The sequence below is a fragment of the Streptomyces acidiscabies genome, from assembly GCF_020010905.1.
GTDB lineage: Bacteria > Actinomycetota > Actinomycetes > Streptomycetales > Streptomycetaceae > Streptomyces > Streptomyces acidiscabies.
Window position 1 is genome coordinate 332,198 of the sequence record NZ_JAGJBY010000002.1, and the last position, 23,051, is coordinate 355,248.

Consider the following 23,051-nt stretch of genomic DNA (forward strand, 5'->3'; position numbering starts at 1 on the left):
ATCCCATGACGGCGAAGATTTCTTACGACGAGGTCGAGGTCGGCACCGAACTGCCCGCCCGCACTTTCCCCGTGACCCGCGCCACGCTCGTGCGTTACGCGGGCGCCTCCGGCGACTTCAACCCGATCCACTGGAACGAGCGGTTCGCCAAGGAGGTGGGCCTCCCGGACGTCATCGCGCACGGCATGTTCACCATGGCCGAGGCGGTCCGCGTCGTCACCGACTGGACCGGTGACCCCGGCGCGGTCGTCGACTACGGCGTCCGCTTCACCAGGCCCGTCGTCGTCCCCAACGACGACGAGGGCGCCCTCATCGAGGTCACCGCCAAGGTCGCCGCCAAGCTCGACGACAACACGGTCCGCGTCGACCTCACCGTCACCAGCGCCGGCCAGAAGGTCCTCGGCATGTCCCGGGCGGTCGTCCGCCTGGCCTGAGGTTTTCCGTGCGACAGGCGCGCACGCGTACGGCGATGTAAGGGGCGTTCTCCAGGGCGAGGCGCCCCTTACACGTGCCCGGCGGGGGACCGGCGTTGTCAGTGCCGTCTCGTAGGCTTGGCCGCGTGCTCGAACTTCACGACGCTCCGCTCGCCCCGCTGACCACGTTCCGGCTCGGCGGCCCCGCCTCCCGCCTGGTGACCGCCACCACCGACGCCGAGGTGATCGAGGCCGTGCGCGAGGCCGACGCGGCAGGAACCCCCCTGCTGATCGTCGGCGGCGGCTCCAACCTCGTCGTCGGGGACAAGGGCTTCGACGGCACGGCCCTGCGCATCGCCACGCGCGGGAGCGAGCTGAGCGGTACGACGCTGGAGCTGGCCGCGGGCGAGGTGTGGACCGACGCCGTCGCGCGCGCGGTGGACGCCGGGCTCGCCGGGATCGAGTGCCTCGCCGGGATCCCCGGGTCGGCGGGCGCGACGCCGATCCAGAACGTCGGGGCGTACGGCCAGGAGGTCTCCTCGACGATCACCGAGGTCGTCGCCTACGACCGGCGCGCGGGCGAGACGGTCACGCTGTCCGCCGCCGAGTGCGCCTTCTCGTACCGCCACAGCCGTTTCAAGGCGGACCCCGAGCGGTACGTCGTCCTGCGCGTGCGGTTCGCTCTGGAGGACGCGGGCGGGCTGTCGGCGCCCCTGAAGTACGCCGAGACCGCGCGGGCGCTCGGCGTCGAGGCGGGGGAGCGGGTCGCGCTCGGCGCCGCGCGCGAGACGGTGCTCAAGCTGCGCGCGGGCAAGGGGATGGTGCTGGACCCCGAGGACCACGACACCTGGTCCGCCGGGTCCTTCTTCACCAACCCGATCCTCGCGGACGCCGAGTTCGCGGCGTTCCGCGCGCGCGTGGGGGAGCGGCTCGGCGAGGGCACCGAACCGCCCGCCTACCCGGCGGGGGAGGGGCACACGAAGACGTCCGCCGCGTGGCTCATCGACCGCGCCGGCTTCACGAAGGGGTACGGCCCCGGCCCCGCGCGCCTGTCCACGAAGCACACCCTCGCCCTCACGAACCGGGGCACCGCCACCACGGAGGACCTCCTCGCGCTGGCCCGCGAGATCGTCGCCGGGGTGGAGACGGCGTTCGGGGTGACGCTGGTGAACGAGCCGGTGATGGTGGGCGTCAGCCTCTGAAAGGGGCACGCCCTCAGTACGCCACCCCCACCCCCTGCTTCACCGTCCCCGCCTCCCCGATCATCCCCAGCATCGCGTGCGCCACATCCGCCCGCCCGATGAACCTCCCCGCGCGCGGGAAGCCGCCGATCACCTTGCGGTAGACGCCCGTGAGGGGCTTGTCCTGGAGGCGGGGCGGGCGGACGAACGTCCAGTCCGTCGTGGAGCGGGCGACGTCCGCCTCCATCTCGCGCAGGTCGTCGTAGACGGGGCGCAGGATCGCGGAGACGGCACGGATCATCGCCCGGTCGAGGAGGCCGTCGTCCGCCGGGGCGGGGCCCACGGGGGCGGCGCTGACCAGCAGGAACCGGCGTACGTCCGTCGACTCCAGGGCCTTCAGAGCCGTACGGGTCAGGCGGGTGGCGACGCCGGCGTCCGACCGGCCGCGGGGGCCGAGGCCGGAGAGGACGGCGTCGCGGCCGGTCAGCGCGGGGAGCAGGGCCTCCGGGTCGGTGAGGTCGGCGCGGACGACCTCCAGGTGTGTGCCGGTGACGGTGAGGCGGGCCGGGTCGCGGACGACCGCGGTGACCTCGTGGCCGGAGTCGAGGGCCTGGCGGACGATCTCGCGGCCGATGCCGCCGGTCGCGCCCAGGACGGTGAGTTTCATGGTGGACCCCCAGTGGGAATGAGGTGAGTGAGTGCTCACTCACCCTGTCTTCTCCTAGAGTGGGTAAGTAATCACTCACCCGTCAAGTGCCGACACCGAACGGATGTCCCCCATGGAACCCAGGCCCACCCGAGCGCGCATCCTCGACGCCGCCCACGACCTGATGCGTACGGTCGGGCTCGCCCGGGCCACCACCAAGGAGATCGCGAGAGCGGCCGGCTGCTCCGAGGCGGCCCTCTACAAGCACTTCGACAGCAAGGAGGACCTCTTCGTCCAGGTCCTCACGGAACGCCTCCCGCAGCTGACGCCCCTCCTCGGCAGCCTCGCCGCGGAGCCCGGCCGGGGCACGCTGGAGGAGAACCTCACCGAGATCGCCCACCAGGCGTCCCTCTTCTACGACGAGAGCTTCCCGATCGCCGCGTCCCTCTACGCGGAGCCCAGCCTCAAGCAGCGGCACGACCGGGCGATGCGCGAGAGGGGCAGAGGCCCGCACGTCCCCATCGGCCTCCTCGACGCGTACCTCCGCGCGGAGCAGACCCTCGGCCGCGTCCACCCGGACACCGACACCTTCGCCGCGGCGTCCCTCCTCCTCGGCGCCTGCGCACAGCGCGCGTTCGCGTACGAGGCGGCGGACACGCGCCCCGACACGGCGACGTTCGCGTCCCGCCTCGCCCGCACGCTCCTCGCGGGCATCACGGGACCCGCAGGAGAGGCCGGGCCCGACGGGGCAACGAGGTTGGCGGAAACGGCCGGAGCCGCCGAGGCACCCTAGGGAGACCGCCCTCAGGACACCGGCGCCGCCAACCAGTCGTCCACCCCGGACAACAGCTTCCCCCTGACCCCCTCCGGCGCCGCCGACCCCCGGATCGACTGCCGCGCCAGTTCCGCCAGTTCCTCGTCCGTGAACCCGTGGTACCGCCGGGCGATCTCGTACTGCGCGGCCAGCCGGGAGCCGAACAGCAGCGGGTCGTCCGCGCCCAGCGCCATCGGCACGCCGGCGTCGTACAGCACCCGCAGGGGCACGTCCTCCGGCTTCTCGTACACGCCCAGGGCGACGTTGGACGCGGGGCAGACCTCGCAGGTCACCCCCCGCTCCGCGAGGCGCTTCAGCAGGCGGGGGTCCTCCGCCGCGCGGACCCCGTGGCCGATGCGGGTCGCGTGGAGGTCGTCCAGGCAGTCGCGGATGGAGAAGGCGCCGGCCAGCTCGCCGCCGTGGGGCGCGGACAGCAGGCCCCCCTCGCGGGCGATCGCGAACGCCCGGTCGAAGTCGCGGGCCAGGCCCCGGCGTTCGTCGTTGGAGAGGCCGAAGCCGACGACGCCCCGCTCGGCGTAGCGGACGGCGAGCCGGGCGAGCGTACGGGCGTCCAGCGGGTGCTTCATCCGGTTCGCGGCGACCAGCACCCGCATCCCGATCCCGAGGTCGCGCGAGGTCGTCTCCACCGCGTCCAGGATGATCTCCAGCGCCGGGATGAGCCCGCCCAGCCGGGGCGCGTACGAGGTGGGGTCGACCTGGATCTCCAGCCACCCGGAGCCGTCCCGGACATCCTCCTCGGCGGCCTCGCGCACGAGGCGCCGGATGTCGTCGGGCTCACGCAGGCACGAGCGCGCAGCGTCGTACAGCCGCTGGAAGCGGAACCAGCCCCGTTCGTCCGTAGCCCTCAGCTGCGGCGGCTCCCCGCTGGTCAGCGCCTCGGTCAGCGCCTCAGGCAGCCGTACCCCGTACTTGTCGGCCAGTTCCAGCACGGTCGCGGGCCGCATCGAGCCGGTGAAGTGCAGGTGCAGATGGGCTTTGGGGAGTTGAGAGAGATCACGTACACACGGGGGGTTCGGGGGGCTCCCCCCTGAAAGGCTCAGCATTCGCCGATACTGCCGTACGCGGGTGAGGCGCGGGTAATCGGTTCCCCGAACGTGGGTTTGCTCGCACACACCAGCGGGCCGCCTCCCCGGAGGAAGGCGGCCCGCACGGTGATGTCCTACTTGGCCTCGGCCAGCAGCTTCTGGAGCCGCGAGACGCCCTCGACGAGGTCCTCGTCGCCCAGCGCGTACGACAGCCGCAGATAACCGGGTGTGCCGAACGCCTCACCGGGTACGACCGCGACCTCGGCCTCCTCCAGGATCAGCTCGGCCAGCTCCACCGAGGAGGCGGGCCGCCGGCCCCGGATCTCCTTGCCGAGCAGCTCCTTCACGGACGGGTACGCGTAGAACGCGCCCTCGGGCACCGGGCAGAACACGCCGTCGATCTCGTTGAGCATCGCGACGATCGTCTTGCGCCGCCGGTCGAAGGCGACCTTCATCTCCTCGACGGCCGTGAGGTCACCGGAGACCGCGGCGAGCGCGGCGACCTGGGCGACGTTGGAGACGTTGGACGTGGCGTGCGACTGGAGGTTGGTCGCGGCCTTGACGACGTCCTTGGGGCCGATGACCCAGCCGACCCGCCAGCCGGTCATGGCGTACGTCTTGGCGACGCCGTTGACGACGATCGTCTTGTCGGCCAGCTCGGGCACGACCACCGGGAGCGAGTGGAACTCCGCGTCGCCGTACACGAGGTGCTCGTAGATCTCGTCCGTCAGGACCCACAGGCCGTGCTCGGCGGCCCAGCGGCCGATCTCCTCGACCTGCGCGCGCGTGTAGACCGCGCCGGTCGGGTTGGAGGGGGAGACGAAGAGCAGGACCTTGGTGTTCGCGGTCCGCGCGGCCTCCAGCTGCTCGACCGAGACGCGGTAGCCGGTCGTCTCGTCGGCGACGACCTCGACCGGGACACCGCCGGCGAGACGGATCGACTCGGGGTAGGTCGTCCAGTACGGCGCCGGGACGATGACCTCGTCGCCCGGGTCGAGGATCGCGGCGAACGCCTCGTAGATGGCCTGCTTGCCGCCGTTGGTGACGAGGATCTGGGACGCGTCGACCTCGTAGCCCGAGTCGCGCAGGGTCTTCGCGGCGATCGCGGCCTTCAGCTCGGGCAGGCCGCCCGCCGGGGTGTAGCGGTGGTACTTGGGGTTCTTGCAGGCCTCGACGGCCGCCTCGACGATGTAGTCGGGGGTCGGGAAGTCGGGCTCACCCGCGCCGAAACCGATCACCGGACGCCCGGCGGCCTTCAGGGCCTTCGCCTTGGCGTCCACGGCGAGGGTCGCGGATTCGGAGATCGCGCCGATGCGGGCCGAGACCCGGCGTTCGGTGGGAGAGGTTGCAGCGCTCATGCGGCCCATGTTTTCAGACCCGCAACACCGGCGGCACGCCGGTTTCACGTACTGGGCAACGCGAGGCCACGCCCGGGTGAACCGACGGAACATCAGACCGAGACCGATCAAGAGCGCTTCGCGTTCGACGCCGGGCTCAGGAGCACGTACACTCATCCGTCGTTGGCCCTCTACAGCCGTGCCACCAGCGGTGCACACCAAGCACCCGCGTGGATACGGTAGGTTGGGGGACGGACAAAGGGTCGTAGCTCAATTGGTAGAGCACTGGTCTCCAAAACCAGCGGTTGGGGGTTCAAGTCCCTCCGGCCCTGCTTCACACTCCTTCAGGATGTGTGCGCAGGTATACACAGCATTGCACCGTCGTGCGGCTCAGACCGGGCGCGGCACGGCCACGACCCGGGAACAGGTGAGGACGAATGGCGGATGCCGTGGGCTCCATCGATACGCCTGATGCCCAGGACGAAGCGCCTGAGAGCAAGAAGAAGGCGCGCAAGGGCGGAAAGCGCGCCAAGCGAGGCCCGCTGAAGCGTCTGGCCCTCTTCTACCGCCAGATCGTCGCCGAGCTGCGCAAGGTAGTCTGGCCGACGCGCAATCAGCTCACCACCTACACCACCGTGGTGATCGTCTTCGTGGTCATCATGATCGGTCTGGTCACGGTGATCGACTACGGTCTCAGCCATGCCGCCAAGTACGTCTTCGGCTGATGCCGATTAGCGAAGGGCGCCGAGGAAACCGGCGCCCCTTTCGCATGTTCCACCCTTATGCATCCCAGGAAGAAGCAGCCACGTGTCTGACCAGAACCTGAACGACGACCACGAAGCTGTCGAGGCCGTCGAGTCCGTCGACGACGAGCTCGACATCGTCGAGGGCGCGGACGAGGACCTGGACGAGGTGGAGGCTGCCGACGCCGAGGCCGGCGAGGCCGCTGAAGAGGACGCCGTCCACCTCGAAGAGGAAGAGGACGCCGACCTCGAAGAGGACGCCGCCCTTGAAGAAGACGCCGACCTTGAAGAAGGCGATGAGGAGGACGAGTCCGGCGGCGACGTCGAGACCGCTCCCGTCGACCCCGTCGAGGCCCTCCGCGAGGAGCTGCGCACCCTCCCCGGCGAGTGGTACGTCATCCACACCTACGCCGGTTACGAGAACCGCGTGAAGACCAACCTGGAGCAGCGCGCCGTCTCGCTGAACGTCGAGGACTTCATCTTCCAGGCCGAGGTGCCGCAGGAAGAGGTCGCCCAGATCAAGAACGGCGAGCGCAAGACGGTCCGGCAGAACAAGCTTCCCGGGTACGTCCTGGTCCGGATGGACCTCACGAACGAGTCCTGGGGCGTCGTCCGCAACACCCCCGGCGTCACCGGCTTCGTGGGCAACGCGTACGACCCCTACCCGCTGACGCTGGACGAGATCGTCAAGATGCTCGCGCCCGAGGCGGAGGAGAAGGCGGCCCGCGAGGCGGCCGAGGCCGAGGGTAAGCCGGCGCCGTCGCGCAAGCTTGAGGTCCAGGTGCTGGACTTCGAGGTCGGCGACTCGGTCACCGTCACGGACGGCCCGTTCGCCACGCTCCAGGCCACGATCAACGAGATCAACGCCGACTCCAAGAAGGTCAAGGGCCTGGTGGAGATCTTCGGCCGCGAGACCCCGGTCGAGCTGTCCTTCGACCAGATCCAGAAGAACTAGCTCTTTCTGGAAGACACACTTCCGGCCAGGTCAGACAGGCTGTCACAGCTTGTCTGACCTGCTCGGTTTTTGGCCGCACACCTATACCCGTTATCGTTGTGCGGTATGCCTGCGTCCGGGTGATTCCCGAGCACGGGCAGGACCCGAATCGAAAGGACCCGGAGAGCTATGCCTCCCAAGAAGAAGAAGGTCACGGGGCTCATCAAGCTCCAGATCAACGCCGGTGCGGCGAACCCCGCCCCGCCGGTCGGCCCCGCGCTCGGTCAGCACGGCGTCAACATCATGGAGTTCTGCAAGGCCTACAACGCCGCGACCGAGTCGCAGCGTGGCTGGGTCATCCCGGTGGAGATCACGGTCTACGAGGACCGCTCCTTCACCTTCGTGACCAAGACTCCGCCGGCCGCGAAGATGATCCTCAAGGCCGCCGGTGTCGAGAAGGGCTCGGGCGAGCCGCACAAGACCAAGGTCGCCAAGATCACCGAGGCGCAGGTCCGCGAGATCGCCACGACCAAGCTCCCCGACCTCAACGCCAACGACCTGGACGCCGCGGCGAAGATCATCGCCGGCACCGCGCGCTCCATGGGCGTCGTCGTCGAGGGCTGACCTCACCCCCCTTCACCGCAGATATGTGGGAGGGCCTGCTCGGCCCTGAACCACGACTCCAGAACCTCACAGGAGCAGTAATGAGCAAGCGCAGCAAGGCCCTTCGCGCTGCGGACGCCAAGATCGACCGGGAGAAGCTGTACGCCCCGCTCGAGGCCGTCCGTCTCGCCAAGGAGACCTCCACCTCGAAGTTCGACGGCACCGTCGAGGTCGCCTTCCGCCTGGGTGTCGACCCGCGCAAGGCCGACCAGATGGTCCGTGGCACCGTGAACCTGCCGCACGGCACCGGCAAGACCGCCCGGGTCCTGGTCTTCGCGACCGGTGACCGTGCTGCTGCCGCGGAAGCCGCTGGCGCCGACATCGTCGGCTCCGACGAACTGATCGACGAGGTCGCCAAGGGCCGCCTGGACTTCGACGCCGTCGTCGCCACCCCGGACCTCATGGGCAAGGTCGGCCGCCTCGGCCGCGTGCTCGGTCCGCGTGGTCTGATGCCGAACCCGAAGACCGGCACCGTCACTCCGGACGTCGTCAAGGCCGTCACGGACATCAAGGGCGGCAAGATCGAGTTCCGCGTCGACAAGCACTCGAACCTGCACTTCATCATCGGCAAGACGTCCTTCGAGGACGAGAAGCTGGTGGAGAACTACGCCGCGGCGCTCGACGAGATCACGCGTCTCAAGCCGTCCGCCGCGAAGGGTCGGTACATCAAGAAGGCCGCGATCAGCACCACGATCGGCCCCGGCGTTCCGGTCGACCCCAACCGCACCCGCAACCTCCTCACCGAGGAGGACCCGGCCGCGGTCTGAGCCTCACCGCTCACCTCGTAGTCGGACACGGGCCCCACGCCTTCGGGTGTGGGGCCCGTTCCCGTTGTCGGTGGCCTGGGTTAACGTGCGGGAACGGAGATCGCACAGGGGTGGTGGGACGGATGGCGCGGGTGGGGCTGTGGGGGGCGACCGTGGCCCTGCTGGTGGGGAGCGTCGCGTGTACGACGCCACAGCCGCAGGCCGGGGGTACCACGGCGGCGGCGAGCGCGCCGGTCAAGGCCCTGCGCGGCGCCGAGCGGGCCACCACGGACGCCGGGTCGGCCAAGGTCGAGTCGAGCACGGCGATGGGGAAGGTGATGTCCCTGACGGCCGAGGGCGCGGTGTCGTGGGCGCGGGGGTTCACGGGGACGCTCGTGCTGACCTACACCGGGGGCAGCGTCGCCGAGACCATGCGGGAGGCGGGCGTGTCCTCGACGGAGGCCCGCTATCTGCCGGACGCGTACTACGCGCGCACGGGCGCCCGGCTCGCGAAGGAGGCCGGCGGCAAGCAGTGGGTGCGGTACGCGTACGCCGATCTGGAGCGCCTCGCGGGCGGCGCCGGCGCGTACATCCAGGACCAGCTCCGGCACACGGCCCCCAGCCGCGCGGTGAAGCTCCTGCTGGCCTCGGGGGACGTGCGCGAGGTCGGCCGGGAGACGGTGCGGGGGCGGCGTACGACGCACTACTCGGGGGCCGTGGACTCCGACGCGTCCAGTGTGACGACCGAGCGCGTGGACGTGTGGGTGGACGAGCGGAACCTGCTGGTGAAGAAGGTGGAGAAGGGCGTCACCGCGGACGGGGCGTACAGCCAGACCGCGTACTACGGGGAGTACGGCACGAAGGTGGCCGTCGAGCGGCCTCCGGCGAAGGACACCGCGGACTTCTCGGAGCTGGTGCGGGAACTCTCGGGCGGGTGAAAACGTCGGGGACAGTAAAGGGAGTCTCGGACTAAGGTTCTACACAGGTAAAGCAAATGAAGGGGAGTCTGGGGAGGCTCCTCGGGATGTGGGGGGTACTTGTGAACGTCCGGAAGAAGACCGCCGCCGCCGGTGTGACCGCTCTGGTGCTGACCGGCGCCGTGGCCTGCGGGAACGCGTCCGACACCGTGGAGCGGACGGCGGCCCAGGCGCTGACGGCGTCGTTCAAGAAGACCTCGGAGGCCAAGTCCGCGAAGGTCAGCATGACCATGTCGATGCCGAAGGCCATGGAGGGCGGCGGCGACACGACGATGACCGGCGTCATGGGCTGGGACCCGACCGTGCTGGACGTCACGATGAAGGGCGACGGTCTCACGGGCGAGCCCGGTGCCCCCGAGAGCGTCCGCATGATCATGGCGGACAACGTCATGTACATGGACATGGGCGCCTCGCCGGACATGGCCGAGATGACGGACGGCAAGCGCTGGATGAAGCTCGACATGATGGCCGCCGCGAAGGCCAGTGGCGACAAGGCGCTCCAGAAGCAGGCGACCGCGGGCCTGGAGAACATGAACCAGAGCCCGGTGGACCAGCTCGCCCTGCTGCTCGAATCGCCGAACATCAAGCACATCGGCAGCGAGAAGATCGACGGCGTTGAGGCGGAGCACTACAAGGGCCTGCTCACGGTCAAGGAGATGATGGCGTCCAACAAGTCGCTGGACGTCCTGGACTCCGCCGACCGCGACAAGCTCCTCAAGGGCATCGAGAAGTCCGGCTTCACGGGCTACGACACGGACGTCTGGGTCAACAAGGACGACCTCCCGGTCCGGATGGACGTCGTCATGGACCACCCCGACGGCGCGCTCAAGATGAGCATGAAGCTCTCCGACTACGGCGCGCAGGCCAAGGTCACGCCGCCGGCCGCCAAGGACACCTTCGACCTGATGGACATGTTCAAGAACCTCGGCGACAAGCTGAAGGGCCTGGACAAGGACCTGGAGGGGCTGGACGCCGGGGACCTCGACCTCCAGGACCTGGAGAACACCCCGGCGAGCTGAGCCGCGTAGGGAACCTCATCGTCGTACGACCGGATTTGCCCCGCGCCGATCCGGTCGCGTACTCTCCTCGAGAAGCCAAAGACCGCTGGTCGTTGCCGTGTGTCCGTCAGGATGTGCGGTGGCCGAAGGATCCGCTGATATGCGGACGACCCGCGCAGGTGTTCGTGGAAGTGCTCCCGGAGTTCGCCGCCCCAGCGGTGTGCGAGTCCCGGTCGAGCAACGCCCCGTGCGCCTGCGCCGGGGCGTTTCGTTTTCTCCAGCCCCTTCCGAGCGGTCTCATCACCCGGAAGGAGGCCACGCTTATGGCAAGGCCCGACAAGGCTGCCGCGGTAGCCGAGTTGACGGAGCAGTTCCGCAGCTCGAACGCCGCCGTGCTGACCGAGTACCGGGGTCTCACCGTGGCGCAGCTCAAGACGCTGCGCCGTTCGCTCGGTGCTGACGCCCAGTACGCCGTGGTGAAGAACACGCTGACCAAGATCGCGGCCAACGAGGCCGGGATCTCGACGCTCGACGACCTGTTCAACGGTCCGACGGCAGTCGCCTTCATCACCGGTGACCCGGTGACGTCGGCGAAGGGTCTTCGTGACTTCGCCAAGGACAACCCGAACCTCGTCATCAAGGGCGGTGTCCTTGACGGCAAGGCGCTGTCCGCCGACGAGATCAAGAAGCTCGCGGACCTCGAGTCCCGCGAGGTTCTGCTCGCCAAGCTGGCGGGCGCCATGAAGGGCAAGCAGACGCAGGCTGCACAGCTCTTCCAGGCGCTTCCGTCGAAGCTCGTCCGCACCGTGGACGCGCTTCGTGCCAAGCGGGACGAGCAGGGCGGTGCCGAGTAACTCGGCTCGCATCATGACCGCCGCGTGAGGCAACTGCCGTAGCGCGTAGGTCGTAGCGGGCCGAACGTACGCCCGCCAGACATGTACATCCCGGCACCAGCCGAATGAGAAGTGGAAGGAGCAGCCACCATGGCGCTCACCCAGGACGAACTGCTCGCCGAGTTCGAGGGCATGACCCTCATCCAGCTCTCCGAGTTCGTGAAGGCGTTCGAGGAGAAGTTCGACGTCACCGCCGCCGCCGCGGTCGCCGCCGCCCCGGCCGGCCCGGCCGCCGTCGCCGAGGCGCCGGAGGAGAAGGACGAGTTCGACGTCATCCTCACGGGTGCCGGCGACAAGAAGATCCAGGTCATCAAGGTCGTGCGCGAGCTCACCTCCCTGGGCCTCAAGGAGGCCAAGGACCTGGTCGACGGTGCGCCGAAGGCCGTCGTCGAGAAGGTCGCCAAGGACGCCGCCGAGAAGGCCGCCGAGGCCCTCAAGGGCGCCGGCGCCTCGGTCGAGGTCAAGTAACACCTTCCGAGCCTCGGAAAGAGTCTCGGAACCCGTCTCGAAAAACAGTCCGCGAGGGCTGTAACGCGAGCACCGCGAAGAGCGATCATCCATCCGGGTGGTCGCTCTTCGGCGTTCCTGGAAGGGTGGCCACGGTTACCTTGAACCCCTGTTCACGAGGGGTATGGTGATCTTCGTCGTGTCTCCGGACACCCTCTGTTCGGGCGGGGGGCTCTTGACGAACAGCACGCAGCGCGCAATTCTCAGGACGCGTCGTCACAAGGATCCGAATCCGAGGCATGGATCGGCGGCGAAGAGGGCAGGATGACCGTGCATTGAGGGCAAGCGCGCCGAGGGCTGTGAGTGACGACGAGGGCTGTTGAAAATCGGGGCTGGACATCAGTGTGCCGAGTGGCTACACTGACCCTTTGCGCTGCCTGTTAGCTATCCCCTGCCCGTCACCAGGGGTCTGCCCTCACTTGAGCATCAGCGACTGAAACGGCCCTGACCTGGGAATTTCTGTCGTCTGGTGCGCCGGGGAGGGGCCGGGAAGCGCGTAGTGAGTCCGAGCCCTCGGAAGGACCCCCTCTTGGCCGCCTCGCGCACCGCCTCGACCGCGAATACGAACAACGCCGCCAGCACTGCCCCGCTGCGCATCTCTTTTGCAAAGATCAGGGAGCCTCTCGAGGTTCCGAACCTGCTCGCACTCCAGACCGAGAGCTTCGACTGGCTGCTCGGCAACACTGCCTGGCAGAGCCGCGTCGAGGCGGCTCTGGAGTCCGGTCAGGACGTCCCCACCAAGTCCGGCCTGGAGGAGATCTTCGAGGAGATCTCCCCGATCGAGGACTTCTCCGGGTCGATGTCGCTGACCTTCCGCGACCACCGCTTCGAGCCGCCGAAGAACTCCATCGACGAGTGCAAGGAGCGCGACTTCACGTTCGCCGCACCGCTCTTCGTCACCGCGGAGTTCACCAACAACGAGACCGGTGAGATCAAGTCCCAGACGGTCTTCATGGGCGACTTCCCGCTCATGACCGGCAAGGGCACCTTCGTCATCAACGGCACCGAGCGTGTCGTCGTGTCGCAGCTCGTGCGCTCGCCCGGTGTCTACTTCGACTCCTCCATCGACAAGACGTCCGACAAGGACATCTTCTCCGCGAAGATCATCCCGTCCCGGGGTGCCTGGCTGGAGATGGAGATCGACAAGCGCGACATGGTCGGTGTCCGCATCGACCGCAAGCGCAAGCAGTCCGTGACCGTCCTCCTCAAGGCCCTCGGCTACACGACCGAGCAGATCCTCGAGGAGTTCGGCGAGTACGAGTCGATGCGCGCCACCCTGGAGAAGGACCACACCCAGGGCCAGGACGACGCGCTGCTCGACATCTACCGCAAGCTCCGTCCGGGCGAGCCGCCGACCCGTGAGGCCGCGCAGACGCTGCTCGAGAACCTCTACTTCAACCCGAAGCGCTACGACCTCGCGAAGGTCGGCCGCTACAAGGTCAACAAGAAGCTCGCGGCGGACGCGCCGCTCGACGCCGGTGTGCTGACCGTCGAGGACGTCATCGCGACGATCAAGTACCTCGTCAAGCTGCACGCGGGCGAGACCGAGACGGTCGGCGACAGCGGTCAGACGATCGTCGTCGAGACCGACGACATCGACCACTTCGGCAACCGCCGTCTGCGGTCGGTCGGCGAGCTGATCCAGAACCAGGTCCGTACGGGTCTCGCCCGTATGGAGCGGGTCGTGCGTGAGCGCATGACCACCCAGGACGTCGAGGCGATCACGCCGCAGACCCTGATCAACATCCGGCCGGTCGTCGCCTCCATCAAGGAGTTCTTCGGCACCAGCCAGCTGTCGCAGTTCATGGACCAGAACAACCCGCTGTCGGGTCTCACCCACAAGCGCCGTCTGTCGGCGCTCGGCCCGGGTGGTCTCTCCCGTGAGCGGGCCGGCTTCGAGGTCCGTGACGTGCACCCCTCGCACTACGGCCGCATGTGCCCGATCGAGACCCCTGAAGGCCCGAACATCGGTCTGATCGGCTCGCTCGCCTCCTACGGCCGCGTCAACGCGTTCGGTTTCGTCGAGACGCCGTACCGCAAGGTCATCGAGGGCATCGTCACCGACGACGTCGACTACCTGACCGCCGACGAGGAGGACCGCTTCGTCATCGCGCAGGCCAACGCCACGCTCGACGACGACCTGCGCTTCACCGAGAACCGCGTCCTGGTCCGCCGTCGTGGCGGCGAGGTCGACTACGTCCCCGGTGACGAGGTCGACTACATGGACGTCTCGCCGCGCCAGATGGTGTCGGTCGCGACCGCCATGATCCCGTTCCTCGAGCACGACGACGCCAACCGTGCCCTCATGGGCGCGAACATGATGCGTCAGGCCGTCCCGCTCATCAAGAGCGAGGCCCCGCTCGTCGGCACCGGCATGGAGTACCGCTCCGCCGTCGACGCCGGTGACGTCGTCAAGGCCGAGAAGCCCGGTGTGGTCCAGGAGGTCTCCGCGGACTACATCACCACGGCGAACGACGACGGCACGTACATCACGTACCGCCTGCACAAGTTCTCCCGCTCCAACCAGGGCACCTCGGTCAACCAGAAGGTCATCGTCGACGAGGGCGACCGGATCATCGCCGGCCAGGTCCTGGCCGACGGTCCGGCCACCGAGAACGGCGAGATGGCGCTCGGCAAGAACCTGCTGGTCGCGTTCATGCCGTGGGAGGGCCACAACTACGAGGACGCGATCATCCTGTCGCAGCGCCTCGTGCAGGACGACGTCCTCTCCTCGATCCACATCGAGGAGCACGAGGTCGACGCCCGTGACACCAAGCTCGGCCCCGAGGAGATCACCCGGGACATCCCGAACGTCTCCGAGGAGGTCCTCGCGGACCTCGACGAGCGCGGCATCATCCGCATCGGTGCCGAGGTCGTCGCCGGTGACATCCTGGTCGGCAAGGTCACGCCCAAGGGCGAGACCGAGCTGACGCCGGAGGAGCGGCTGCTGCGCGCGATCTTCGGTGAGAAGGCGCGTGAGGTCCGTGACACCTCGCTGAAGGTGCCGCACGGCGAGATCGGCAAGATCATCGGCGTACGCGTCTTCGACCGCGAGGAGGGCGACGAGCTGCCGCCCGGTGTCAACCAGCTGGTGCGTGTGTACGTCGCGCAGAAGCGGAAGATCACCGACGGTGACAAGCTCGCCGGTCGTCACGGCAACAAGGGTGTCATCTCCAAGATCCTGCCGATCGAGGACATGCCGTTCCTTGAGGACGGCACGCCGGTCGACATCATCCTCAACCCGCTGGGTGTGCCGTCCCGAATGAACCCGGGACAGGTGCTGGAGATCCACCTCGGCTGGCTCGCCAGCCGTGGCTGGGACGTCTCCGGGCTCGCCGAGGACTGGGCCAAGCGCCTCCAGGTCATCGGCGCCGACCAGGTCGCCCCCGGCACCAACGTCGCCACCCCGGTGTTCGACGGTGCGCGTGAGGACGAGCTCGCGGGTCTGCTGAACCACACCATCCCGAACCGCGACGGCGACCGCATGGTGCAGCCGACCGGCAAGGCGCGGCTGTTCGACGGCCGCAGCGGTGAGCCGTTCCCGGACCCGGTGTCCATCGGCTACATGTACATCCTCAAGCTCCACCACCTGGTCGACGACAAGCTGCACGCCCGGTCGACCGGTCCGTACTCGATGATCACCCAGCAGCCGCTGGGTGGTAAGGCCCAGTTCGGTGGCCAGCGCTTCGGTGAGATGGAGGTGTGGGCGCTGGAGGCTTATGGCGCCGCGTACGCCCTCCAGGAGCTGCTGACCATCAAGTCCGACGACGTGACCGGCCGCGTGAAGGTCTACGAGGCCATCGTCAAGGGCGAGAACATCCCCGAGCCGGGCATCCCCGAGTCCTTCAAGGTGCTCATCAAGGAGATGCAGTCCCTGTGCCTCAACGTGGAGGTGCTGTCCTCGGACGGCATGTCCATCGAGATGCGCGACACCGACGAGGACGTCTTCCGCGCTGCGGAAGAGCTCGGCATCGACCTGTCCCGGCGCGAGCCGAGCAGCGTCGAAGAGGTCTGACGGGAGTTCGGCCGGGTTCCCAGTGAACCCGGCCGGCCCCAGGACCCCCGTTTCAGACCCCATGACTGACAACCCTGAGAGGGATTGACGCATAGTGCTCGACGTCAACTTCTTCGACGAGCTTCGGATCGGCCTGGCCACCGCGGATGACATCCGCCAGTGGAGCCACGGCGAGGTCAAGAAGCCCGAGACGATCAACTACCGCACCCTGAAGCCGGAAAAGGACGGGCTCTTCTGCGAGAAGATCTTCGGTCCGACCCGGGACTGGGAGTGCTACTGCGGCAAGTACAAGCGTGTCCGCTTCAAGGGCATCATCTGTGAGCGCTGTGGCGTCGAGGTCACCCGCGCCAAGGTGCGCCGTGAGCGGATGGGCCACATCGAGCTGGCCGCTCCCGTCACCCACATCTGGTACTTCAAGGGCGTCCCGTCGCGCCTGGGCTACCTGCTCGACCTCGCCCCGAAGGACCTGGAGAAGGTCATCTACTTCGCGGCGTACATGATCACGTACGTCGACGACGAGCGCCGTACCCGTGACCTGCCCTCCCTGGAGGCGCACGTCTCCGTCGAGCGGCAGCAGATCGAGAACCGCCGGGACTCCGACCTGGAGGCTCGCGCCAAGAAGCTGGAAGGCGACCTGGCCGAGCTGGAGGCCGAGGGTGCCAAGTCCGACGTGCGCCGCAAGGTGCGCGAAGGCGCCGAGCGGGAGATGAAGCAGCTGCGCGACCGTTCGCAGCGCGAGATCGACCGCCTCGACGAGGTCTGGGCCCGGTTCAAGAACCTCAAGGTCCAGGACCTCGAAGGCGACGAGCTGCTCTACCGCGAGCTGCGCGACCGGTTCGGCACCTACTTCGACGGCTCGATGGGCGCCGCCGCGCTGCAGAAGCGGCTGGAGTCCTTCGACCTCGAAGAAGAGGCCGAGCGCCTCCGCGAGATCATCCGCACCGGCAAGGGCCAGAAGAAGACCCGTGCGCTCAAGCGCCTCAAGGTCGTCTCCGCGTTCCTCCAGACCAGCAACAGCCCCAAGGGCATGGTGCTGGACTGCGTCCCGGTCATCCCGCCGGACCTCCGCCCGATGGTGCAGCTGGACGGTGGCCGCTTCGCGACCTCCGACCTGAACGACCTGTACCGCCGTGTGATCAACCGCAACAACCGCCTGAAGCGGCTTCTCGACCTCGGTGCGCCCGAGATCATCGTGAACAACGAGAAGCGCATGCTCCAGGAGGCCGTGGACGCCCTCTTCGACAACGGTCGTCGTGGTCGCCCGGTCACCGGTCCCGGCAACCGCCCGCTGAAGTCCCTGAGCGACATGCTCAAGGGCAAGCAGGGCCGTTTCCGTCAGAACCTCCTCGGCAAGCGTGTGGACTACTCCGCGCGTTCCGTGATCGTCGTCGGTCCGCAGCTCAAGCTGCACCAGTGCGGTCTGCCGAAGGCCATGGCGCTGGAGCTCTTCAAGCCGTTCGTCATGAAGCGCCTGGTCGACCTGAACCACGCGCAGAACATCAAGTCGGCCAAGCGCATGGTCGAGCGTGGCCGCACCGTCGTGTACGACGTCCTCGAAGAGGTCATCGCCGAGCACCCGGTGCTGCTGAACCGTGCGCCCACCCTGCACCGCCTCGGCATCCAGGCCTTCGAGCCGCAGCTCGTCGAGGGCAAGGCCATCCAGATCCACCCGCTCGTCTGCACCGCGTTCAACGCGGACTTCGACGGTGACCAGATGGCCGTCCACCTGCCGCTCTCCGCGGAGGCGCAGGCCGAGGCCCGCATCCTGATGCTGTCCTCGAACAACATCCTCAAGCCCGCCGACGGGCGTCCGGTGACGATGCCGACCCAGGACATGGTCCTCGGTCTGTTCTTCCTCACCACCGACGGCGAGCTGCGCGACACCAAGGGCGAGGACCGTTCCTTCTCCTCGGTGCCCGAGGCGATCATGGCGTTCGACGCCGGGGAGCTCGCGCTCCAGTCGCCGGTCGACATCCGCTTCCCGGTGGGCACCATCCCGCCGCGTGGCTGGACGCCGCCGGTGCGCGAGGCGGACGAGCCGGAGTGGCAGCAGGGTGACAGCTTCCGGCTGCGCACCACGCTGGGCCGCGCGCTCTTCAACGAGCTGCTGCCCGAGGACTACCCGTTCGTCGACTACTCGGTGGGCAAGAAGCAGCTCTCCGAGATCGTCAACGACCTCGCCGAGCGCTACCCCAAGGTGATCGTCGCCGCGACGCTGGACAACCTGAAGGCGGCCGGCTTCCACTGGGCGACCCGTTCCGGTGTCACCGTGGCCATCTCCGACGTCGTCGTCCCTGAGGCGAAGAAGGAGATCGTCGCCGGGTACGAGGCCAAGGACGAGAAGGTCCAGAAGCAGTACGAGCGCGGTCTGATCACCAAGGAAGAGCGCACCCAGGAGCTCATCCAGATCTGGACGCAGGCGACCAACGAGGTCGCCGAGGCGATGAACGCGAACTTCCCCAAGACGAACCCCATCTTCATGATGGTTGACTCGGGTGCCCGAGGAAACATGATGCAGATGCGGCAGATCGCCGGTATGCGTGGTCTGGTGTCGAACGCGAAGAACGAGACCATCCCGCGTCCGATCAAGGCCTCGTTCCGTGAGGGCCTGTCCGTGCTGGAGTACTTCATCTCCACCCACGGTGCCCGTAAGGGTCTCGCCGACACCGCCCTGCGTACCGCCGACTCGGGTTACCTGACCCGTCGTCTGGTGGACGTCTCGCAGGACGTCATCATCCGCGAGGAGGACTGCGGCACCGACCGCGGCCTCAAGCTGGCCATCGCCGAGCGCGGCGAGGACGGCGTGCTGCGCAAGACGGAGAACGTCGAGACGTCCGTCTACGCCCGGATGCTCGCCGAGGACATCACCGTCGACGGCCGTGTGCTGGCCCCGGCCAACACCGACCTCGGTGACGTCCTCATCGACGAGCTGGTCCTGCACGGCATCGAAGAGGTCAAGACCCGCTCGATCCTGACCTGCGAGTCGCACGTCGGCACCTGTGCCTTCTGCTACGGCCGCTCGCTGGCCACCGGCAAGCTGGTCGACATCGGTGAGGCGGTCGGCATCATCGCCGCGCAGTCCATCGGTGAGCCCGGTACCCAGCTGACGATGCGTACCTTCCACACCGGTGGTGTGGCCGGTGACGACATCACCCAGGGTCTGCCGCGTGTCGTCGAGCTCTTCGAGGCGCGTACGCCGAAGGGTGTCGCCCCGATCTCCGAGGCCCAGGGCCGGGTGCGGATCGAGGAGACCGAGAAGACCAAGAAGATCGTCATCACGCCGGACGACGGCAGCGACGAGACGGCGTTCCCGATCTCGAAGCGTGCACGTCTGCTGGTCAGTGAGGGTGAGCACGTCGAGGTGGGCCAGAAGCTCACGGTCGGCGCGACCAACCCCCACGACGTGCTGCGCATCCTCGGTCAGCGTGCCGTCCAGGTCCACCTGGTCGGCGAGGTCCAGAAGGTCTACAACTCGCAGGGCGTGTCGATCCACGACAAGCACATCGAGATCATCATCCGGCAGATGCTGCGCCGGGTGACGATCATCGAGTCCGGCGACGCGGAGCTCCTGCCGGGCGAGCTGGTCGAGCGGTCGAAGTTCGAGACCGAGAACCGTCGGGTCGTCCAGGAGGGCGGTCACCCGGCCTCCGGTCGTCCGCAGCTCATGGGTATCACCAAGGCCTCGCTGGCCACGGAGTCCTGGCTGTCCGCGGCGTCCTTCCAGGAGACGACGAGGGTCCTGACGGACGCGGCGATCAACGCCAAGTCCGACAGCCTCATCGGGCTCAAGGAGAACGTCATCATCGGTAAGCTCATCCCGGCCGGTACGGGTCTGTCCCGCTACCGCAACATCCGGGTCGAGCCGACCGAGGAAGCCAAGGCCGCGATGTACTCGGCCGTCGGTTACGACGACATCGACTACTCGCCGTTCGGCACGGGCTCCGGCCAGGCCGTTCCGCTGGAGGACTACGACTACGGTCCGTACAACCAGTAGGGCTCAGGGCTCGGTAGTGCTTGAAGGGCGGTCACTCCTCGGGGGTGGCCGCCCTTCGGCGTGTCAGCGCGGCGGGCCGGGGTACCGGTGGAGGTGGTGCAGCCGCGTGTAGTGGTCCGGGTGCGAGGAGAGCAGCCTGGCGAGGGTCCCGGCCGCCGGTTTCACGCCCGGGTGGGTGGCGTCGGCCCGCTCCTCCTGCTCGTGCAGTTTCTCCAGGACGGCGGCCAGCATCGGGGCGAAACCCAGCGCCGCCGCGTGCCGGTCGGCCTGGAGCTCGGAGCGCCTGCTGACGGCGGCGAGCGCGTACGGGACGGCCAGCAGGAGCAGCGGCAGACCGTACAGGCTGCTGATCGTCGTCAGCGCGATACCGCCGATGACCAGCACGGCGATGGAGACGCCGACGCAGCCGAAGGACCGCGACACCTTGTACACGAGGCCGAGGACCACCTTCAGGGCCCGCCAGGCGAGCCGGCCGGGCAGCGCGTACCAGTGGCCGAGCAGGCCGGACCAGGCGTGGCCGCCGACGTGGTGACCGAGTTCGTGCGCCATGACGGCGGCGAGTTCGCCGTTGGGGAGTTCGTTCATGGCGAAGCGGGTGACGCCGACGATGTGGCCGGCCGCGGCGACCGCGTTCAGGCTGTCGCTGTCCTCCACCCACAGTTCGTAGGTGCGGCCGTCCACACCCGCGCGGGCGGTGACCTCGTTCCAGACCGGTTCGAGTTTGGCTCGTTCTCGCGGAGTGGGGTGGCGCAGATGGAGCAGATAGCGCGCCAGGGCGCTTTCCGTGGGCCGGTGGAACATGAGTGCGCCGCTCGCGAGCCACGCCAGCACCACGACGACGGCGAGTTCCCGGAAGAGCATCGACACGAGGACGACGACGGACAGGCTGCACAGGAAGTTCGGCAGGTGGAGCAGCAGGCTGCCGACGGCGGTGACATCGGTCCGGCGCTGGTCCTTGCGGAGGTGGACGCGGCCCCGCTCGGTGCTGATGTGGTGCGGGTGGACGGGGGGCGCGGTGGGCTCGGGCGACGGGGCCTGCGGGTACTGCGGCGCCTGTGGGTACGGGGGAGGCTCCGGTGGCTGCTGAGTCATGTGGGTTCCAGTCGGTAGCGTCGGTCGGGGACGGTGTGCGGCGGCTCAGCCGATCAGCAGGGACGCGGGGAGCAGGGCCGTGCCGAGGCAGAAGGCGGTCAGGCCGACGCGGATCCACCCGTGCTTGCGGGCGGCGATACGGCTCGACTCGGTGAGGGCCGTGGTGAGGGCGGCTGCCGGGTCGCGTTCCGTGTCGGCGAGCGCGGGCTCCAGCCGGCCCTGGCGGACCGCTTGGCGGATGTCGCCGAAGTACGTCAGCGGCAGGCCCGGTGCCCACGAGCCGGTGCGGTAGCGCGGGAGCACGGCGAGGAGCAGGGCGAGGAGGGAGCCGGTGAGGAGGCCGGTCCCCGACCACCACAGCACGGCTCCCGGGGCGGACAGCGCGGTCGGTGTCCAGTTCCGTCCGGCGAGGAGGCCGCTGAACATCCCGGCCGTCATGCCCAGCGCGGCGACCAGTACGGCCGCCTTGCTGTCGGCGCGCGCTATCTCGGTGCGCAGATCGGCGAGGAGGCGCTCGCACAGGCGGAGGCGTTCGGCGGAGTCCGCCGGGGCGGGTATCGGGCCGACGGCGGTCATGTGGCGCTCGCCTGCCGGGGGGCGTCCGGCGGCCCGTCGTCTCCGGGCGGCGTCTGTACGGGCAGCGTGGGGGTGTTGCCGTATCCGGGTGGGGGCTGCCAGGCCGGGGGGTGCGGTGGTACGGGAGGGGGAGCGGGGGTTCCCTGGTACGGCGCCGGGGGGTACGGCGGGATGGGTGGCGTCCAGGTGGGGGTGGGCTGCGCGTCCTGCGGTTCGGCGGGGATGGGCGGGGTCCAGGCCGGGGTAGGGGGCTGCGTGCCCTGCGGTTCAGAGGGGGGCGCGGGTTGTGCCTCAGGCGTCGGCGCGGGACGAGGGCCGGGCAGGGGGTGGGGCTCCGGGGTGGGGGTCTGCTGTGCCTGCGTCGGCTGGGCTTCGGTCGGGGCGATGAGGGGTGGGGGCTGGGGGACGCCCGGGAGGCGCTGGTTGAGGATGTCGCTCACCGTGCGCAGCGCGAGCTTCTTGGGGCCCTCCAGTTCGTAGTTCTCGGGCGTGCCGTCGCTCAGGAGCTGGCTCACGAGGTCCATCTGGGCCTGGATCATGCGGAGCTGGTCCTCGCGCATCGTGTTCATGACCAGCTGGGAGTCCTCGGGGTGCTGCGCGAGGTGCAGGGCCCAGGCCTGGACGCCGCCCTGGGACAGGTGCCACTGGTAGAAGCTGATCTTCTCGGCCTCGACGCGCTGCAACTCCAGCAGGTGCTGTCCCTGCCGCATCGCGAGCGCGTGCTGCCAGTCCTGCTGCTGGAGGGCGAGTTCCTGCTGCCGTCCGCCGTACTCCATGGCCCGGTCGAGCTGGAGCCGGTCCTGCTGCCGGGCACGGCGGTCCATCTCGGCGTCGACGCGCATGCCGTGCTCCGTCGCGCGGATCTGCTCGTACGCGCTGTGGTCGATGGTCTGGAGCCGGCGCTGGTGGTCGATGGCCTCCTGGTCGCGGCGTAGCCGCAGCGTCCAGGCGACCCGCAGCCCCGCGCTCTCCCCGAGCACGGTGACCGCTCGCAGCAGTTCGTACTCGGCGTCGGCGCTGTCGGCGACGGCGAAGCGCCGGGTCACCGGTCTGGCCGCCTGCTGCAACTCGCCGAGCAGCAGCCTCGGTACGTCCCGGTGTCCGCTGACCACGAACCGGGCCGGGTCGAGGACCTGCCAGGACAGGTCGACCGAGGCGGTGAACTCGAACGCGTCGTTGTCGCTGGGCAGCGCCAGTTCGGCGGTGAAGGGGTGCACCCCCATGTCCACCTCGTACACGGAGGTGTAGCGCTTCGCCGCGATCTCGCCGCGGGTGGGGCGCCGGGGCGGCAGGAAGGGGTCGTAGCCGCCCTTCGGGGTGGTGAAGACCAGCGCGTGGTCCATGCGGACCAGCGGCTTGAGGTTGAGGTCGAGGCGGCCCAACTGGCGCACGGTGAGCACCGGGTCGACCAGCGCGGTGTGCCGGTCCGCGGGCTGCTGCCACTCGGGCGGTCGGGAGAAAGCGGGCATGGTGGAG

The 23,051-nt window shown here is 68.7% G+C and carries 19 protein-coding genes and 1 tRNA gene; 14 read left to right on the plus strand and 6 right to left on the minus strand.

Annotation, left to right across the window (positions count from 1 at the left end; genetic code table 11):
* Positions 1-5: 5 nt before the first annotated feature.
* Together J8M50_RS28475 and J8M50_RS28480 are read left to right on the plus strand one after the other, a co-directional pair.
* Positions 6-434: a MaoC family dehydratase gene (locus J8M50_RS28475; protein WP_010354301.1), complete on the plus strand. Its 429-nt coding sequence runs from the start codon at positions 6-8 to the stop codon at positions 432-434.
* A gap of 125 nt (positions 435-559) precedes the next feature.
* The gene (locus J8M50_RS28480; RefSeq protein ID WP_010354300.1) at positions 560-1,615 is read left to right on the plus strand and encodes a UDP-N-acetylmuramate dehydrogenase; all 1,056 of its coding nucleotides are present in this window, start codon (positions 560-562) and stop codon (positions 1,613-1,615) included.
* Positions 1,616-1,628: 13 nt separating this feature from the next.
* Here the strand turns inward: J8M50_RS28480 and J8M50_RS28485 are convergent, their stop codons facing one another.
* Positions 1,629-2,261 carry an NAD(P)-dependent oxidoreductase gene (locus J8M50_RS28485; RefSeq protein ID WP_010354299.1) on the minus strand — a complete coding sequence of 211 codons (633 nt, stop codon included), beginning with the start codon at positions 2,259-2,261 and terminating at the stop codon, positions 1,629-1,631.
* 112 nt (positions 2,262-2,373) lie between these two features.
* Between J8M50_RS28485 and J8M50_RS28490 the strand changes: the two genes are divergently transcribed.
* Positions 2,374-3,033 carry a TetR/AcrR family transcriptional regulator gene (locus J8M50_RS28490; protein WP_010354298.1) on the plus strand — a complete coding sequence of 220 codons (660 nt, stop codon included), beginning with the start codon at positions 2,374-2,376 and terminating at the stop codon, positions 3,031-3,033.
* An 11-nt stretch (positions 3,034-3,044) separates the two neighbouring features.
* Here J8M50_RS28490 and J8M50_RS28495 read toward each other — a convergent pair whose 3' ends face one another.
* Together J8M50_RS28495 and J8M50_RS28500 are read right to left on the minus strand one after the other, a co-directional pair.
* Positions 3,045-4,118, minus strand: coding sequence for an adenosine deaminase (locus J8M50_RS28495; RefSeq protein ID WP_050987236.1), 1,074 nt, complete (start codon positions 4,116-4,118; stop codon positions 3,045-3,047).
* A 116-nt stretch (positions 4,119-4,234) separates the two neighbouring features.
* Positions 4,235-5,458: a pyridoxal phosphate-dependent aminotransferase gene (locus J8M50_RS28500; protein WP_010354296.1), complete on the minus strand. Its 1,224-nt coding sequence runs from the start codon at positions 5,456-5,458 to the stop codon at positions 4,235-4,237.
* Between the two features lie 238 nt (positions 5,459-5,696).
* On the opposite strand from J8M50_RS28500, the gene J8M50_RS28505 reads away from it, so the two are divergent.
* From J8M50_RS28505 to J8M50_RS28555, 11 genes are all read left to right on the plus strand, one after another.
* Positions 5,697-5,769 (plus strand) — tRNA-Trp (locus tag J8M50_RS28505).
* 105 nt (positions 5,770-5,874) lie between these two features.
* On the plus strand, positions 5,875-6,162 hold the full coding sequence (gene secE / locus J8M50_RS28510) for a preprotein translocase subunit SecE (protein WP_010354295.1): 288 nt from the start codon (positions 5,875-5,877) through the stop codon (positions 6,160-6,162).
* Between the two features lie 82 nt (positions 6,163-6,244).
* Positions 6,245-7,135 carry a transcription termination/antitermination protein NusG gene (gene nusG, locus J8M50_RS28515; protein WP_010354294.1) on the plus strand — a complete coding sequence of 297 codons (891 nt, stop codon included), beginning with the start codon at positions 6,245-6,247 and terminating at the stop codon, positions 7,133-7,135.
* 168 nt (positions 7,136-7,303) lie between these two features.
* Positions 7,304-7,738, plus strand: a complete 435-nt coding sequence (gene rplK / locus J8M50_RS28520) for a 50S ribosomal protein L11 (protein WP_010354293.1) — start codon at positions 7,304-7,306, stop codon at positions 7,736-7,738.
* A gap of 80 nt (positions 7,739-7,818) precedes the next feature.
* Positions 7,819-8,544, plus strand: a complete 726-nt coding sequence (gene rplA / locus J8M50_RS28525; RefSeq protein ID WP_010354292.1) for a 50S ribosomal protein L1 — start codon at positions 7,819-7,821, stop codon at positions 8,542-8,544.
* A 122-nt stretch (positions 8,545-8,666) separates the two neighbouring features.
* Entirely contained in the window at positions 8,667-9,461 is a 795-nt protein-coding gene (locus J8M50_RS28530) for an SCO4651 family lipoprotein (RefSeq protein ID WP_075661297.1), read from the plus strand.
* 86 nt (positions 9,462-9,547) lie between these two features.
* The gene (locus J8M50_RS28535) at positions 9,548-10,519 is read left to right on the plus strand and encodes an SCO4651 family lipoprotein (RefSeq protein WP_010354290.1); all 972 of its coding nucleotides are present in this window, start codon (positions 9,548-9,550) and stop codon (positions 10,517-10,519) included.
* A gap of 302 nt (positions 10,520-10,821) precedes the next feature.
* Positions 10,822-11,352 carry a 50S ribosomal protein L10 gene (gene rplJ, locus J8M50_RS28540; protein WP_010354288.1) on the plus strand — a complete coding sequence of 177 codons (531 nt, stop codon included), beginning with the start codon at positions 10,822-10,824 and terminating at the stop codon, positions 11,350-11,352.
* 129 nt (positions 11,353-11,481) lie between these two features.
* Positions 11,482-11,859, plus strand: coding sequence for a 50S ribosomal protein L7/L12 (rplL, locus tag J8M50_RS28545; RefSeq protein WP_010354287.1), 378 nt, complete (start codon positions 11,482-11,484; stop codon positions 11,857-11,859).
* A 568-nt stretch (positions 11,860-12,427) separates the two neighbouring features.
* Positions 12,428-15,913 (plus strand): DNA-directed RNA polymerase subunit beta, encoded by a 3,486-nt coding sequence (gene rpoB / locus J8M50_RS28550; RefSeq protein ID WP_010354285.1) that lies wholly within the window; start codon positions 12,428-12,430, stop codon positions 15,911-15,913.
* Positions 15,914-16,007: 94 nt separating this feature from the next.
* Entirely contained in the window at positions 16,008-19,907 is a 3,900-nt protein-coding gene (locus J8M50_RS28555; RefSeq protein WP_010354284.1) for a DNA-directed RNA polymerase subunit beta', read from the plus strand.
* Between the two features lie 63 nt (positions 19,908-19,970).
* Here the strand turns inward: J8M50_RS28555 and J8M50_RS28560 are convergent, their stop codons facing one another.
* Genes J8M50_RS28560 through J8M50_RS28570 form a run of 3 tightly spaced genes read right to left on the minus strand, consistent with a single transcriptional unit; the run spans position 19,971 to position 23,044 of the window.
* Entirely contained in the window at positions 19,971-20,999 is a 1,029-nt protein-coding gene (locus J8M50_RS28560) for a M48 family metalloprotease (protein ID WP_010354282.1), read from the minus strand.
* Positions 21,000-21,044: 45 nt separating this feature from the next.
* Positions 21,045-21,575, minus strand: coding sequence for a Pycsar system effector family protein (locus J8M50_RS28565; RefSeq protein ID WP_010354281.1), 531 nt, complete (start codon positions 21,573-21,575; stop codon positions 21,045-21,047).
* Positions 21,572-23,044 (minus strand): hypothetical protein, encoded by a 1,473-nt coding sequence (locus tag J8M50_RS28570; protein WP_010354280.1) that lies wholly within the window; start codon positions 23,042-23,044, stop codon positions 21,572-21,574. Before J8M50_RS28570 ends, J8M50_RS28565 begins: the two co-directional genes overlap by 4 nt.
* Between the last annotated feature and the right edge of the window lie 7 nt (positions 23,045-23,051).

What these genes read in the sequence shown, in the direction of transcription:
- J8M50_RS28475 (WP_010354301.1), top strand. Translation starts at nt 6, where the DNA reads ATGACGGCGAAGATTTCTTACGACGAGGTCGAGGTCGGCACCGAACTG.
- J8M50_RS28485 (WP_010354299.1), bottom strand. Translation starts at nt 2,261, where the DNA reads ATGAAACTCACCGTCCTGGGCGCGACCGGCGGCATCGGCCGCGAGATC.
- J8M50_RS28490 (WP_010354298.1), top strand. Translation starts at nt 2,374, where the DNA reads ATGGAACCCAGGCCCACCCGAGCGCGCATCCTCGACGCCGCCCACGAC.
- J8M50_RS28495 (WP_050987236.1), bottom strand. Translation starts at nt 4,118, where the DNA reads ATGCTGAGCCTTTCAGGGGGGAGCCCCCCGAACCCCCCGTGTGTACGT.
- J8M50_RS28500 (WP_010354296.1), bottom strand. Translation starts at nt 5,458, where the DNA reads ATGAGCGCTGCAACCTCTCCCACCGAACGCCGGGTCTCGGCCCGCATC.
- secE (WP_010354295.1), top strand. Translation starts at nt 5,875, where the DNA reads ATGGCGGATGCCGTGGGCTCCATCGATACGCCTGATGCCCAGGACGAA.
- rplK (WP_010354293.1), top strand. Translation starts at nt 7,304, where the DNA reads ATGCCTCCCAAGAAGAAGAAGGTCACGGGGCTCATCAAGCTCCAGATC.
- rplA (WP_010354292.1), top strand. Translation starts at nt 7,819, where the DNA reads ATGAGCAAGCGCAGCAAGGCCCTTCGCGCTGCGGACGCCAAGATCGAC.
- J8M50_RS28530 (WP_075661297.1), top strand. Translation starts at nt 8,667, where the DNA reads ATGGCGCGGGTGGGGCTGTGGGGGGCGACCGTGGCCCTGCTGGTGGGG.
- J8M50_RS28535 (WP_010354290.1), top strand. Translation starts at nt 9,548, where the DNA reads ATGTGGGGGGTACTTGTGAACGTCCGGAAGAAGACCGCCGCCGCCGGT.
- rplJ (WP_010354288.1), top strand. Translation starts at nt 10,822, where the DNA reads ATGGCAAGGCCCGACAAGGCTGCCGCGGTAGCCGAGTTGACGGAGCAG.
- rplL (WP_010354287.1), top strand. Translation starts at nt 11,482, where the DNA reads ATGGCGCTCACCCAGGACGAACTGCTCGCCGAGTTCGAGGGCATGACC.
- J8M50_RS28560 (WP_010354282.1), bottom strand. Translation starts at nt 20,999, where the DNA reads ATGACTCAGCAGCCACCGGAGCCTCCCCCGTACCCACAGGCGCCGCAG.
- J8M50_RS28565 (WP_010354281.1), bottom strand. Translation starts at nt 21,575, where the DNA reads ATGACCGCCGTCGGCCCGATACCCGCCCCGGCGGACTCCGCCGAACGC.
- J8M50_RS28570 (WP_010354280.1), bottom strand. Translation starts at nt 23,044, where the DNA reads ATGCCCGCTTTCTCCCGACCGCCCGAGTGGCAGCAGCCCGCGGACCGG.